Origin of the sequence: Shinella sp. SUS2 (assembly GCF_001262505.1) — a bacterium.
Classification (GTDB): Bacteria; Pseudomonadota; Alphaproteobacteria; order Rhizobiales; family Rhizobiaceae; genus Shinella.
In genome coordinates, this window is sequence record NZ_KQ410732.1 from 497,724 (window position 1) to 511,347 (window position 13,624).

General features: G+C 64.0%; 13 protein-coding genes. 10 read left to right on the forward strand and 3 right to left on the reverse strand.

What is annotated here, in order from left to right; translation table 11 throughout:
* Position 1 precedes the first annotated feature (1 nt).
* From phnE to phnN, 4 genes are all read left to right on the forward strand, one after another.
* Positions 2-1,504 (forward strand): phosphonate ABC transporter, permease protein PhnE, encoded by a 1,503-nt coding sequence (gene phnE / locus AKG11_RS18455; RefSeq protein ID WP_050744929.1) that lies wholly within the window; start codon positions 2-4, stop codon positions 1,502-1,504.
* A gap of 104 nt (positions 1,505-1,608) precedes the next feature.
* Positions 1,609-2,316 carry a DUF1045 domain-containing protein gene (locus AKG11_RS18460; protein ID WP_050744930.1) on the forward strand — a complete coding sequence of 236 codons (708 nt, stop codon included), beginning with the start codon at positions 1,609-1,611 and terminating at the stop codon, positions 2,314-2,316.
* A 1-nt stretch (position 2,317) separates the two neighbouring features.
* On the forward strand, positions 2,318-3,457 hold the full coding sequence (locus AKG11_RS18465; protein ID WP_050744931.1) for an alpha-D-ribose 1-methylphosphonate 5-triphosphate diphosphatase: 1,140 nt from the start codon (positions 2,318-2,320) through the stop codon (positions 3,455-3,457).
* Between the two features lie 2 nt (positions 3,458-3,459).
* Positions 3,460-4,059: a phosphonate metabolism protein/1,5-bisphosphokinase (PRPP-forming) PhnN gene (gene phnN / locus AKG11_RS18470; protein ID WP_023514457.1), complete on the forward strand. Its 600-nt coding sequence runs from the start codon at positions 3,460-3,462 to the stop codon at positions 4,057-4,059.
* A gap of 65 nt (positions 4,060-4,124) precedes the next feature.
* Here phnN and AKG11_RS18475 read toward each other — a convergent pair whose 3' ends face one another.
* The 3 genes from AKG11_RS18475 to AKG11_RS35850 form a co-directional block, all read right to left on the reverse strand.
* A complete protein-coding gene (locus AKG11_RS18475; RefSeq protein ID WP_050744932.1) occupies positions 4,125-5,564 on the reverse strand; it encodes a cryptochrome/photolyase family protein in 1,440 nt (479 codons plus the stop codon).
* Positions 5,565-5,571: 7 nt separating this feature from the next.
* Positions 5,572-5,937, reverse strand: a complete 366-nt coding sequence (locus tag AKG11_RS18480) for a YbaN family protein (RefSeq protein ID WP_023514455.1) — start codon at positions 5,935-5,937, stop codon at positions 5,572-5,574.
* A 261-nt stretch (positions 5,938-6,198) separates the two neighbouring features.
* Positions 6,199-6,846, reverse strand: a complete 648-nt coding sequence (locus AKG11_RS35850) for a DUF2934 domain-containing protein (RefSeq protein WP_371260113.1) — start codon at positions 6,844-6,846, stop codon at positions 6,199-6,201.
* Between the two features lie 571 nt (positions 6,847-7,417).
* Here AKG11_RS35850 and AKG11_RS18495 point away from each other — a divergent pair.
* From AKG11_RS18495 to mnhG, 6 genes are read left to right on the forward strand one after another with little or no spacing between them, the layout of a single operon-like run.
* Positions 7,418-10,336 carry a monovalent cation/H+ antiporter subunit A gene (locus AKG11_RS18495; RefSeq protein WP_050744934.1) on the forward strand — a complete coding sequence of 973 codons (2,919 nt, stop codon included), beginning with the start codon at positions 7,418-7,420 and terminating at the stop codon, positions 10,334-10,336.
* Positions 10,336-10,674, forward strand: a complete 339-nt coding sequence (locus AKG11_RS18500) for a Na+/H+ antiporter subunit C (RefSeq protein ID WP_023514451.1) — start codon at positions 10,336-10,338, stop codon at positions 10,672-10,674. Before AKG11_RS18495 ends, AKG11_RS18500 begins: the two co-directional genes overlap by 1 nt.
* On the forward strand, positions 10,671-12,308 hold the full coding sequence (locus tag AKG11_RS18505) for a monovalent cation/H+ antiporter subunit D (RefSeq protein ID WP_023514450.1): 1,638 nt from the start codon (positions 10,671-10,673) through the stop codon (positions 12,306-12,308). The genes AKG11_RS18500 and AKG11_RS18505 overlap by 4 nt, the downstream gene beginning before the upstream one ends.
* A gap of 1 nt (position 12,309) precedes the next feature.
* Entirely contained in the window at positions 12,310-12,786 is a 477-nt protein-coding gene (locus tag AKG11_RS18510) for a Na+/H+ antiporter subunit E (protein ID WP_023514449.1), read from the forward strand.
* A complete protein-coding gene (locus AKG11_RS18515; protein WP_050744935.1) occupies positions 12,783-13,064 on the forward strand; it encodes a K+/H+ antiporter subunit F in 282 nt (93 codons plus the stop codon). The genes AKG11_RS18510 and AKG11_RS18515 overlap by 4 nt, the downstream gene beginning before the upstream one ends.
* Complete coding sequence (gene mnhG, locus AKG11_RS18520) at positions 13,061-13,456, forward strand: monovalent cation/H(+) antiporter subunit G (RefSeq protein ID WP_023514447.1); 396 nt, start codon at positions 13,061-13,063, stop codon at positions 13,454-13,456. Before AKG11_RS18515 ends, mnhG begins: the two co-directional genes overlap by 4 nt.
* Positions 13,457-13,624 lie beyond the last annotated feature (168 nt).

The window sequence follows — 13,624 nt, forward strand, 5'->3', positions numbered from 1 at the left end:
CATGACGACCCTCAATCCCGCACAGATGGATGAGATCGCGGCACGTCATCCCGCCGTCTTCCACCGCTCGTTCTGGCAGCGTTTTCGCGTCGCCATCATCGCCGGCGGCTTCGTGCTCTATGCGCTTTATTGCTGGTGGTTCTTTGCCATCGGCCATGTGCTCGGCACCGCCAACTGGAACATCGCCGGCACTTATCTCGCAGACTGGGTCTCCTACGAGGTGCGCCCTGAAGTGACCATCGACGCCGATGGCGCGATGAAGCTCACCTATCCACGTTTCTCGCCGCTCGGCCCGAATGCCGAGCCCGACTGGGTCGAGATCGAACGCGGCACGATGATCCGCACCACGCCCGCCGCAGGCGGCGCGACGACGACGGAAAAGAACCCCGCCTCGATGGGCTTCATGGGAAGCGGCGGCGCTGTCGGTGGTTCTGCTGCGGCCGCGGAAGCTCTGGCGACCGCGACGACCCGCGAAGAGGAGGTCGTCAAGCGCGCGAAAATCATGCTGAATTCCTCGACGAGCGTCGAAGTTGTTCCTGATCGCGTGACCGTACAGCATTCCGGCGAGACGATGGTCGTCGATCTCTCGGGTGAGGGCGCCAAGGTCGAAGGTGGGCTGCCGGCCTGGGCGACCCAGAAGGCGCCGGGCGAAAAGATCACGCTCGCCTTCGGTGTTGCCGGCTGGGGCGAGATCGAGGCTGATGATATCTCGATCCGCAAGCGCTTCTTCGGCTGGGCCAATTTCCTGTTCGACACCAACTCGCCGTTCCACGGCAGATCGACCTCCGAGGTCGTCTCGCTGCTGACGTCAGGCGATCGCATCGACCCGAAGCAGTCGAACCTCTCGCTCGCCTGGAACAACATTCTCTACAATGCGGAATGGCAGCACCTCGATGTCTGGACGAAGCTGCTCCAGACCATCGTCATGGCCTTTGTCGGCACGCTTTTCGCCATGCTGCTCGCCTTTCCGCTCGCTTTCCTAGCCGCACGCAACATCACGCGCAGCTGGATTTCCAACCAGGTGACGAAACGCCTCTTCGACTTCCTGCGTTCGGTCGACATGCTTATCTGGGCGCTGTTCTTCACCCGTGCCTTCGGTCCGGGACCGCTTGCCGGCATGTCGGCGATCTTCTTCACGGATACGGGCACGCTGGGCAAACTCTACTCCGAGGCGCTGGAGAACATCGACGACAAGCAGCGCGAGGGCGTCAAATCCGTCGGTGCGGCGCCGGTCGCCGTGCAACGCTATGGCGTGCTGCCGCAGGTCATGCCGCTCTTTGCATCACAGGCGCTTTACTTCTGGGAATCCAACACCCGTTCTGCCACGATCATCGGCGCCGTCGGCGCTGGCGGTATCGGCCTCAAGCTCTGGGAAGCGATGCGCACGAATTCCGATTGGGAGAACGTCGCCTATATGGTGCTGCTGATCCTGATCGTCGTCTTCGTCTTTGACGGCATTTCGAATGCGCTGCGGTCGCGCCTGATGGGCAAGCCGGCGCATTGAGCGTGAAAGAGCCGGTGTGACGGCATGATGCTGCCACACGAATCCCTTCAAGTTCCGACGCCGCCGGACCGGCGGCGTTGAATGACTGAAACAGGAATGAGCCATTGCGTTACGCCCTCTATTTCACCCCGTCCGCAAGCGACCCGCTGACCCTCGCCGCCCAGCGCTGGCTGGGGCGCAATGCGTTTACGGGTACCGCGCTGGAGCAGCCGGTCGTGAACGGCCTCGACGCGGCTGCGCAGGCCGGCCTGACCGCCGATCCGCGCCGTTATGGTTTCCATGCCACCTTGAAGGCACCGTTCGTGCTTGCCGAAGGTCGCAGCGAGGCGGAGCTTCTGGCTGAAATCGGCCGTTTTGCTGCGGAGGTGGAGCCTTTCGAGATTCCGCAGGCCATCGTGGGTCGTCTCGGTTCCTTCTTCGCGCTGGTGCCTGGCGATCATTGCGAACCGCTTCAGGCCTTTGCCGGCGAGGTGGTGCGCCGCTTCGAACGGTTTCGTGCGCCGCTCACCTCCGCCGACATCGCCCGCCGAAAGCCGGACGAACTTACCGCCGAAGAGCGCCAGAACCTCGTACAATGGGGCTATCCCTATGTCTTCGAAACGTTCCGCTTTCACATGACGCTGACGGGGCGTGTTCCCGTGGAGCGCCGCGCTGCCGTCGAGGCTGCGCTGCTGACGCATTTCTCCGATTTCCATGAACGCCCGCTGGCGATCGAGGGCCTTGCGCTCTTCCGGGAGCCTTCGCGCGGCGCCGATTTCACCGTTCATTCGCTCTTCCCGCTTGCCGCGGGAGCCAACAGAAAGACCGCCTGACATGACCCGCGAAACCGTTCTTTCCAATGCCCGTATCGTGCTTGAGGACCGGATCCTCGATGGCACGCTGGTGCTCCGCGATGGCCTGATCGCGGACATTTCCGAAGGTGCCTCCACCGTCGGGGAGGACATGGAAGGCGACTTCCTGCTGCCCGGTCTCGTCGAGCTGCACACCGACCATCTCGAAGCTCATTATTCGCCGCGCCCCGGCGTGCGCTGGGGCCTGACGGCGGCGATCCAGGCGCATGACGCCCAGGTCGTCACCTCGGGCATCACCACCGTCTTCGACTGCCTGCGCATGGGTTCGGACGAGGACGGCGGCTTCGAAAAGGGCGAGATGCGTTCCATGGCGAATGCCATCGCCGAGGCGCAGGACGAGGATCGCCTGCGCGCCCAGCACCTCATCCACCTGCGCTGCGAAGTCTCGACCGACAACGTGCTCGACCACTATGAGGAGTTCGAGGACGATCCGCTCGTCCGCCTTGTCTCGCTGATGGACCACGCGCCCGGCCAGCGCCAGTTCCAGACGATGGAACAGTACATCCTCTACTACAAGAAGAAGCGCGGCCTGACGGACGCCGAGTTCGACGCATTCTGCAAGCGCCAGCAGGACCTGTCCGCCCGCTATGCCAAACCGCACCGCGACGCCATCGCCGCGTCCTGCGCCGCCCGTGACATCTCCGTCGCCAGCCACGACGACGCGACCCTCGAACATGTCGAGGAGGCGGTCGGCTATGGTATTCGCCTTGCCGAATTCCCGACGAGCTTCGATGCCGCCAAGGCCTCGCACGGCGCTGGTATGAGCGTTCTGATGGGTGCCCCGAACATCGTCCGCGGCAAGTCGCATTCCGGCAATATCGCCGCCCGGGACCTTGCCACGATGGGCGTGCTCGACGTGCTCTCCTCCGACTACGTGCCCTTCAGCCTGATGCATGCGCCTTTCATTCTGGCTGACGAGGTCGAGGGCATCGACTTGCCGAGGGCGATCGCCATGGTCTCCACCACGCCGGCCCGCACCGTCGGCCTCGATGATCGCGGCGCTATCGCAAGGGGCCTGCGTGCCGACCTCGTGCGCGTGCGCCGGCCCTCCGGTGTTCCGGTCGTGCGCTCGGTCTGGCGGCAGGGCAGGCGGGTCGCTTGACTATGGAGGCCGAAATCGTCTCGGCCCGGCCGCTGCCCGTTGCGGCCGGCACGATGGTCGTCGTTGTCGGCCCCAGCGGCGCGGGCAAGGACAGTGTCATGTCCTATGCCGCGCGGCATTTTGCTGGTGAACCGCGTCTCGGCTTTGTGCGCCGCGTCATCACACGCCCGCAGGATGCCGGCGGGGAGGCGCATGAGGCGGTCGATGCGGTGGGTTTTGCGGCCCGGGATGCGGCCGGAGATTTTGCGGTCTCCTGGGATGCGCACGGCCTTTCCTATGGCATTCCGCGGGAAACCTTTGGCCAGCTTGCGAGCGGCATGACGCTGATTGCCAATGGCAGTCGTTCGGCACTGCCTGCATTCGCTGAAGTCTACGGGCGACTGAAGGTCGTGCTGATTACCGCGCGTGCGGATGTTCTTGCCGCGCGCCTCGCCACCCGCGGCCGGGAAAGCGCTGAGGCCATCGCCCGGCGGCTCGACCGCGTGGTGCCCGAGATCGTCGTTGCCGCCGATACGGTAATCATCGACAACAGTGGTGCCTTGGAGGACGCGGGGGATACCCTCGTGCGGCTGCTCACCTCCGCCCTGGCGCGAAGTGATTAGAGTTTGCCAGGGAAAAGTGGAATCCGGCTTTCCCGAAAAGACAAACGAAAACAAAGAACGCTGGATCAGTCCGCCTTCAGTGATTTGTAGGCGGCAAGCGTCCGTTCGCGGGCGCGGCCATGATCGACGATGGGCTTCGGATAGGTCTCGCCGAGATCGATGCCGGCCGCTTTCAGCGCGGCCTCGGGCGCGGCAAAGGGCTTGTGGATCCAGGCCGCGTCCAGGGTCTCCAGTTCCGGCACGAAACGGCGCACGTATGTGCCGTCAGGATCGAACTTTTCGCCCTGCAGGATGGGGTTGAAGATGCGGAAGAAGGGCGAAGCATCGGCGCCCGAGCCGGCCACCCATTGCCAGTTCGCCGCATTCGACGCCGCGTCGGCATCGACAAGCGTATCGCGGAACCATTTTTCGCCGCGTCGCCAGTCGATCATCAGGTGCTTGATCAGGAAGGAGGCTGTGATCATGCGCACGCGATTGTGCATCCAGCCGTGCCGCCAGAGTTGGCGCATGCCGGCATCGACGATCGGATAACCCGTGAGGCCGCGTGTCCAGAGCATGAAGGCCTCTTCGCGTTCCTGCCAGGGGAAGGCGTCGAACTTATCGTTCCAGTTCTTTTCCGGGAGTGCGGGGAAGTGGAAGTGCAGGTGGTAGCAGAACTCCCGCCAGGCCAGTTCCTTGCGGAAGTGGACGAGATCGCCCGTCGGTGCGTCGAGGCCGCGGGTTGCGTGCCAGATGCGGGCCGGGGAGATCTCGCCGAGCGCCAGATAGGGCGAGAGCATGGAGGTGGCGTCGAGCGCAGGGCGGTCGCGGTCGGCGCCATAGCCATCGATCGCACCGTCCACGAAAGTTTCGAGGTGCGCGCGCGCGGCTGCTTCGCCGGGTGTCCAGATTTCCCGGAACGGTGTGGCCCAATCGGGTTTTTCCGGTGTGAGATGCCAATCGTCCAGACGCTCTGATGCGACGGCTTCGGGAAGAGCGATCAAGCCGGCCGGAGGCTCGATCGGTTCATGCGGTTCGCCGGACCTCTCGAGAGCCTTCCAGAAGGGTGTGTAGACCCGGAAAGGCTTCTTTTCTCCGGTCAGGAGGCGGGTCGGATCGTGCAGAAGCTGGCCGGCGAAACTCGTGGCCGTAAGGCCGCGCGCCTTCAACGCGGCCTTAATCGCGCGGTCGATCGTCATGCCCGGCGGATCGTGTCGGCGATTCCATTGGATCGTGTCGGCGCCGGTCTCGGCAATCAGCGTATCGAGGACCACGTCGGCCGGTCCGCTGCGCAGGGTGAGCGGCGCACCAAGATCGGCCAGCCTGCCGGCAAGTGCGGCGAGGGAATGGTGCAGCCACCAGCGTTGGGCGGCGCCCAGCGGACCGGTTCCGACCTCGGCGGGCTCCAGGATATAGAGCGGCAGGATGGGGCGTCCGGTTTGCGCCGCGGCGGAAAGTGCCGCATTGTCGTCGATGCGCAGATCCTTGCGGAACCAGACGATGACCGGGGCTTGCTTCGTTGCCATCGGAGCCTCACGTCTTTTTTGGCAGGGGGCGTGTCAGGATGAAAAGGGCGCTTGCCGACAGCACGAGGCCCATGATGGCGGCGAGGAGAAGCGACGGCGCGGTGCGGTAGTAGAAAAAGCCGTAGCTTGCGATGATGAGACAGATGGCAATCGTCTTGGCGCGCGCCGAGATCGCTCCCTCGCGCCGCCAGTTCGCCAGCGGCGGCCCGAGGGTGCGGTGATTCAGCAGCCACTGCTCGAGACGCGGCGAGGAGCGGGAAAAACACCAGACCGCGACAAGCAGGAACGGCGTCGTCGGCAAAAGTGGCAGGAAGACGCCGACGATGCCGATCGCCGTCATCAGCATACCTGCCGCCATGTAGATCGATCGCACCGGGTATCCTCGCTTCAGTCCGCGTCGCCCGTTCACATAGAGCGTCGCGACCGCGTCTCCAAGGGCATTGATGCCGCACGAGGATGAAACGGCCGAAAGGCAGGGTATGCGAAGAAAACGCAGTGTCCTGCGGACCGGGCATAGCTTTGTTATGCCCCCTGCCGGATCAGAAGGAAGAATGGGCCGACGCGGCGAACGGAGAAAGAGCGCCGGCACGTCGCCGGCATTCCCTCAATCCGCCGCCGGATCTTGTCGCGATGATCAGGCTTCCGTCCCGTTCGCCGCGGCCTTGACGGATTTTGCTTTTGCGACGGCCTTGGCAGCAATCGGCTTTTCCGCCGCGGCTTCCGCCTTCTTGCGTGGCTTGGCGGCCTCGGACTTCTTCCCTTGCGCCTTCTTGGATATCTCGATCAGCGGCTTCCGTGTGCCGTCCGGCCTGGCTTCAGGGGCAAGCGCCACGCGTTCGAATTCGTCACGCTCCTGTACCGCCTGTTCCCAATGGTCGCCATCATGGCCATGCGGCCGCCCCGCTTCTTCCCAGAGCGTATAGGCCCGCTTGCTGATCCATTCCCTTCGCGCATCCGTCATCGCTAATCCCCGTTCGAGAGTGAACTGACGCCGCACCGCCGATATGTTGCCGAAAAAGGCTGACAGGATCGGGACACGGAACTCGCTGGATGACCGGAACGACATCGTCCGGCGGGTCCAGGTACCAGGTGCACCATGCGCTCCGGGCATCGTCGCCCCACGGGAGCAGGTCTGCTTCATGCGATTCGCCCAAAAAGAATGCGCCCAAAGCGGCAGGGCATCAAGCGGACAAGGGTGCGGCAGGATGACCGTTTTCCGACGCGAAAAGGAAAAACATGCTGCCGGTTGCGGCAAATCAGCGTAATTTTGGAAAAGTTTCATGCTGGCGGGTGGACAGCGTCAATCCAGCCAACGTATTGTCCGGATGAGAGAATATTCAACGCGGGCGACGGAATCGAGAGGCAGGACGTTTGGCAGCATCAGGGCACCAGCATCGACCTTTTCGTCGGGCTTTTTGCCTCTTCTGCACTGCGCTTACCTGTCTTTTGTTGTTGATATCCACGCTCACAACGCCTTCCGCCGTCAGTGCCAGCTCGAAGATGCTTCGTTATGGCACGCAGAAGACTGCGGGTTACCCTTCGGCGCTTCCCGACATCGAATGCCGAAAGCGTGCCGTCGCCGGAAAGGTGACGTCGCTCGACAGCGCAGGGACCGATTTTACCTGCCTGCCGATCCGGGAAGCTTTCCGCCTGGAGGGCCTGGCCGCGGCGCTTGTCGTGGTCCTCAGGCCCGGTGCCGGCGTAGGGCGTACGGAAATGCGCGGGGCCCGTGCCCCTCCGTTGAATTTCGCCTGACGGCTGCCCGATCGTCCCTTCGGTCGCGTGCGGTCTTCCCGATATCGCCGGCGTTCCGGCGGGAGAAGCTCTGACGTTCGAAAGCGATCGATCAAACGATGACAGGTGAAATGATTCTGGTGCTGCTGCTTTGCCTTCCCTTCGCGGGAAGCCTTGCCGCGACCATTCTGCTGCGGACCGATTCAAGGGTGCTTGCCGCGCGCATGTCCGGCGCGGTGGCCTTTGTCGCCCTGGTGCTGACGGCCGCGCTTTATCCCGCGGTGCGCGATGGCGGCAAGGTCCGGCTCGATCTCGAATGGCTGCCGCAGCTTGGGCTCAACGTCACGCTGCGCATGGACGGCTTTGCCTGGCTCTTTGCGATGCTCATCACCGGCATCGGCTGTCTCGTCGTGCTCTATGCGCGTTACTACATGTCGGAAGAAGACCCGGTTCCGCGCTTCTTCTCCTTCCTGCTCGCCTTCATGGGCTCGATGCTCGGCATCGTGCTGTCGGGCAACATCATCCTGCTCTCGGTGTTCTGGGAGCTGACGAGCATCTTCTCCTTCCTGCTCATCAGCTACTGGCATCACAATGCCGCCGCCCGCGACGGCGCGCGCATGGCGCTGACGATAACGGGCATCGGCGGCTTCTGCCTGCTTGCCGGCCTGCTCGTGCTCGGCCATATCGTCGGCAGCTACGATCTCGACGTGGTGCTGTCGGCGGGCGACAAGATCAAGGCTCACCCGCTCTACCTGACGGCGCTGGTGCTCATCCTCATCGGCGCGCTGACGAAGAGCGCGCAGGTGCCGTTCCATTTCTGGCTGCCCAATGCCATGGCGGCGCCGACACCGGTCTCGGCCTATCTGCATTCCGCCACCATGGTGAAAGCCGGCGTCTTCCTGCTCGTGCGCCTGTGGCCTGCGCTGTCGGGCACCTATGAATGGTTCATGCTGGTCGGTATCGCCGGTATTAGCACGCTGCTCCTCGGCGCCTATTTCGCGATGTTCCAGCAGGACCTGAAGGGCCTGCTCGCCTATTCGACGATCAGCCATCTCGGGCTCATCACCACGCTGCTCAGCCTCGGCAGCCCGCTCGCCGCCGTGGCCGCGATCTTCCACATGATGAACCACGCCACCTTCAAGGCCTCGCTCTTCATGGCCGCCGGCATCATCGACCACGAGACCGGTACGCGTGACATGCGACGATTGAGCGGGCTCTTCAAATACCTGCCGATAACAGGCACGCTTGCCATGGTGGCAAGCGCAGCCATGGCCGGCGTACCCTTGCTCAACGGCTTCATCTCCAAGGAAATGTTCTTCGCCGAGGCGGTGGAGACGCACGCCGATTCCGTACTCGACCGCATCCTGCCCTATGTCGCGACGCTCGCCGGCGCCTTCTCGGTCGCCTATTCGATCCGCTTCATCCACATGGTCTTCTTCGGTCCCGAGCCGACGGACCTGCCCAAGTCCAAGCCGCACGAGCCGCCGCACTGGATGCGCTTCCCCATCGAGTTCCTGGTGCTCGCCTGCCTCGTCGTCGGCATCATCCCATCGCTTTCGATCGGCCCGTTCCTGCATTCGGCCGTCGTCTCTGTGCTGGGTACGCGCACGCCGGAATACAGCCTTGCCGTCTGGCACGGCATCAACACGCCGCTCATCATGAGCATGATCGCGCTCGTCGGCGGTGCCGCACTCTATGCGGTGCTGAAGGACTATCTCGCGCGGTGCGACGACGGCCCGCCGCTCTTCCGTCATCTCGGCGGCCAGCGCATCTTCGAGCGCGTGCTCGTCACCGTGTCGTGGAAATGGGCGCGCTGGCTCGAAAGCCACCTCGGCACCCGCAATCTCCAGCCGCAACTGCGCCTCATCGCGGCGGCAGGCTTGCTGGCGGGCGTCGTCCCGCTCTATATGGCGGGTTTCGCGCCGACGCCGCTGGTCTTCGGCGACATCGATCCCATCTTCGCCGCCATCTGGAGTATCGGCGCCTTCTGCGCATTGGGGGCGGCCTATCAGGCGAAGTACCATCGTCTGGCCGCGCTCGTCCTGCTCGGTGGCGCGGGCATCACGACCTGCATCACCTTCGTCTGGCTTTCCGCGCCGGATCTCGCCATCACGCAGCTCGTCGTGGAAATCGTCACGACCGTCCTCCTGCTGCTTGGCCTGCGCTGGCTGCCCAAGCGTTCGGAGAAGGTCGACAATTCCGTCACGCTCTCCGCTCGCAGCCGCCGCTTCCGCGACTTCCTGCTCGCGATCTCCTGCGGCTTCGGCATGTTCGTCTTCTCCTATGCGATCATGAAGCAGCCGGTGCCGGACGCCATTGCCAGCTACTTCCTCGAAAAGGCCTATACGGAAGGGGGCGGGCGCAATGTCGTCAACGTCATCCTCGTCGATTTCCGCGGCTTCGACACGATGGGCGAGATCGTGGTCCTGGCCATCGTGGCGCTCACGGTCTTCGCGCTGCTGCGCCGTTTCCGCCCGGCGGCCGACAGCATCGAGAAGCCGGAACAGCAGCGCATCCAGAACGCCTATGACGATGAGCGCCCAGAGCGTTCGGCCGGCGATACGGTGCGCGACTATCTGCTGGTGCCATCGGTCATCATGCAGTGGATGTTCCCGGTCATCATCACCTTCTCGATCTATCTCCTCTTGCGCGGGCACGACCTGCCGGGCGGGGGCTTTGCCGGCGGCATCACCATGGCGATCGCCTTCCTGCTGCAATATCTCGGCGGTGGCGTGCGCTGGTCGGAGGATCGGCTGCGTATCCTGCCGCTGCGCTGGATGGGCGTCGGCCTGTTGCTGGCCGCATTGACGGGTATGGGCGCCTGGGTGCTCGGTTATCCGTTCCTCACGAGCCATTCGCAGTATGTCGAGATACCCTTCATCGGCAAGGTGCCGGCGGCAACGGCGCTGTTCTTCGATCTCGGGGTCTTCTCGCTCGTCGTCGGCGCGACGGTGCTGATCCTCATCGCGCTTGCGCACCAGTCCATACGCATGCATCGGGTTCGCAGTCTCGACGCTCCCAAGGCGGAGGAAGCTTGATGGAACTCGTTCTTTCGATCGGTATCGGCATCATGACGGGCTCGGGCGTCTGGCTCATCCTGCGTCCACGCACCTATCAGGTCATCATCGGCCTCTCGCTGCTGTCCTATGCGGTGAATCTCTTCATCTTCGCGGTCGGTGGGGTGAAATCCAACGCCGCGCCGCTGCTGGTTGAGGGCGTTGACATCGGTGCTGTGACCGATCCGGTGCCGCATGCCCTGGTGCTCACCGCCATCGTCATCGGCTTTGCCACGACGGCGCTCTTCCTCGTGGTGCTGCTCGCGGCCCGTGGCCTGACCGGCACGGACCATGTCGACGGCAGGGAGCAGCCGAAATGAGCGGCTGGCAGCAACACCTCATCATCGCGCCCATCGTCATCCCGCTTGTCGCAGGCGCGCTTCTCCTGTTCTTCGACGAGCGTGAGCGCGTCGTAAAGGCGATGATCAGCGTGATGTCGTGCCTGGCACTGGCTGCCGTCGCCATCAGCCTGTTCCGTCTTGCGAGCAATGGCTCGGACGGTTTCGAGGGTGTCTATCTGCTCGGCAACTGGCCGGCGCCGTTCGGCATCGTGCTGGTCGTCGACCGGCTCTCGGCGCTGATGCTCGTCCTTGCCTCGATCCTCGCGATCCCGACGCTGGTCTTCGCGCTTGCCCGCTGGCACACCGCCGGCGCGCATTTCCACTCGCTGTTCCAGTTCCTGCTGATGGGCCTCAACGGGGCCTTCCTGACGGGTGACCTCTTCAATCTCTTCGTCTTCTTCGAGGTGATGCTCGCCGCCTCCTACGGTCTCCTGATGCACGGCTCCGGCTCGATGCGTGTCAAGGCGGGCCTCCATTACATCGCTGTCAACCTTGCCGCCGCGCTCTGCTTCCTGATCGGGGTCAGCGCCATCTACGGCTCGGCAGGCACGCTCAACATGGCGGACCTCGCCGTGCGCATCGGCGAGATCGAGGGTGAGCGGCGCATGCTGCTGGAGGCGGGTGCGGGCATTCTCGGCATCGTCTTCCTCATCAAGGCCGGCATGTGGCCGCTGAACTTCTGGCTGCCGGGTGCCTACAGCGCCGCGACGGCGCCGGTCGCCGGCATCTTCGCCATCATGAGCAAGGTGGGCATTTACGTCATCCTGCGCCTCTCGCTGCTCGTCTTCGGGCAGGGCGATTCGGCGGGGCTCGGCCTCAACGTGTTGCTCTACGGCGGCATGGCGACCATCGCCTTCGGCACGATCGGGGTTCTCGCCTCGCAGGCGCTTGGACGGCTTGCGAGCTATTCCGTGCTCGTATCCTCCGGCACCCTGCTCGCCGTACTCGGTTTGAACAACGGCACGGTGACGTCGGGCGCGCTGTTCTACATGGTCAGTTCCACGCTGACGATCGCCGCCTTCTTCATGCTGATCGAACTCGTCGAACGCGGGCAGGATGCGGGCGCTTCGGTTCTCGCCGTCACCATGGAGGCCTATGGCGATGCGGACGAGGAGGATGAGGAGGTCGAGGTCGGCGTCACCATGCCCGGCACGATCGCCGTGCTCGGCATCTGCTTTGCCGCCTGCGGCATCCTCTTGTCAGGCCTGCCGCCGCTCTCCGGCTTCGTCGCGAAATTCGCCATGCTGTCGGGCATGATCGGCACGAGCGCCAATGGCGCGGCGCCCATCGCGGCCTCCGTCTGGTGGATCGTCGGCCTGCTCATCTTGTCGGGACTGGCGGCGCTGATCTCGATGACCCGCGCCGGCATCCGCACCTTCTGGGCCTCGATGGAGGGCACCGTGCCGCGGGTGCTCGTCATGGAAATGGCCCCGGTCATGCTTCTGATCGCGCTGACGCTGGCGCTCACCATCAAGGCCGGGCCGGCGATGGGCTACATGGAAGAGACGATCCGCAACCTTCAGCAGCCGGCCTCCTACATCGACGCCGTGATCAACGCGCGCCGCGCCGGGGTCGCCGAGCCAAGCGGGCCGGATGGCGGGGGAGGGATCTGAAATGCTGCCCTATCCGCTGCTCAGCGCCTCGCTCGTCATCATGTGGCTTGCCCTCAACGGCTTCACGCTCGGCCATCTCATCCTTGGCTGCATCGTGTCGGTCTTCGCCTCCTGGGGCATGGCGGCCCTGCGCCCGGTGAAGCCACGCCTGCCGAAATGGTATCTGCTGCCCAAGCTCGTCGGCATCGTACTCTACGACATCCTGCGCTCGAACCTTGCCGTTGCCTCCATCCTTCTCACCGGTGGCCGGCGCAAGCACAAGGCCGGCTTCATCACCGTGCCCGTCGCGCTGGAAAACCCGACGGCGCTCGCCGTGCTGGCTGTCGTCATCACGAGCACGCCGGGCACGGCCTGGCTCGAGTACAATTCGCTCAGCAAGACGGTGCTGATCCATGTCCTTGACCTCGTCGACGAGGCGGAGTGGCAGGCGCTGATCAAGAACCGCTACGAGGCGCTGCTGATGGAGATCTTCGAATGAGCCACACGATTCTCATCTGGTCCGTCACCATCGCGCAGGTGTTCCTCGCCATCGCCATGGCGCTTGCGGCCTTCCGCATGTTCCGCGGCCCCCGCGCGCAGGACCGTGTCCTGGCGCTCGACACGCTCTACCTCAACTCCATGCTGCTCCTGATGGTCTTCGGCATCCGTACCGGCAAGGATATCTATTTCGAGGCTTCGCTCGTCATCGGCATGCTCGGTTTCGTCGCGACGGTTGCGCTCGCCAAGTTCCTCATGCGCGGGGAGGTGATCGAATGACGGACATCGAGTTCGCAGGCGACCTGCCGGCCTGGGCGGCGCTTGCCGTTTCCTTCTTCCTGGTGGTCGGCGCCGGCCTGACGCTGATCGGCACGATCGGCTTCGTCCGCCTGCCGACCTTCTACGAGCGCATCCATGCGCCGACGCTCGGTTCGAGCTGGGGTACTGGCGGCATCGTCATGGCCTCGATGATCTTTTTCACCGTGCTCGCCACCCGTCCTGTCGTGCATGAGATCCTGATCGGTATCTTCATCACTGTGACGACGCCCGTCACGCTCATGCTGCTTGCCCGCGCCACGTTGCACCGCGATCGGGCGGAGGGCAATCCGGATGTGCCAGCCGAAGCCCCGGTCGAGCGGGAGCCCGAGGGCCAGCCCATCGCGGGCGAATAGCCGCCCGTCGCACGCTACATTATCGACAGTCCCATGCGGGCCGATCTCTTGATCGGCCCGTTTTTTATTGGCGATGGATCTGCTCACGGATGATTGGCGCTTGACAGTCGAAGCCCGGCGCATAATGCTAAGATGTCAGACCAATTTGAGAAGCTGACACGAAACAGG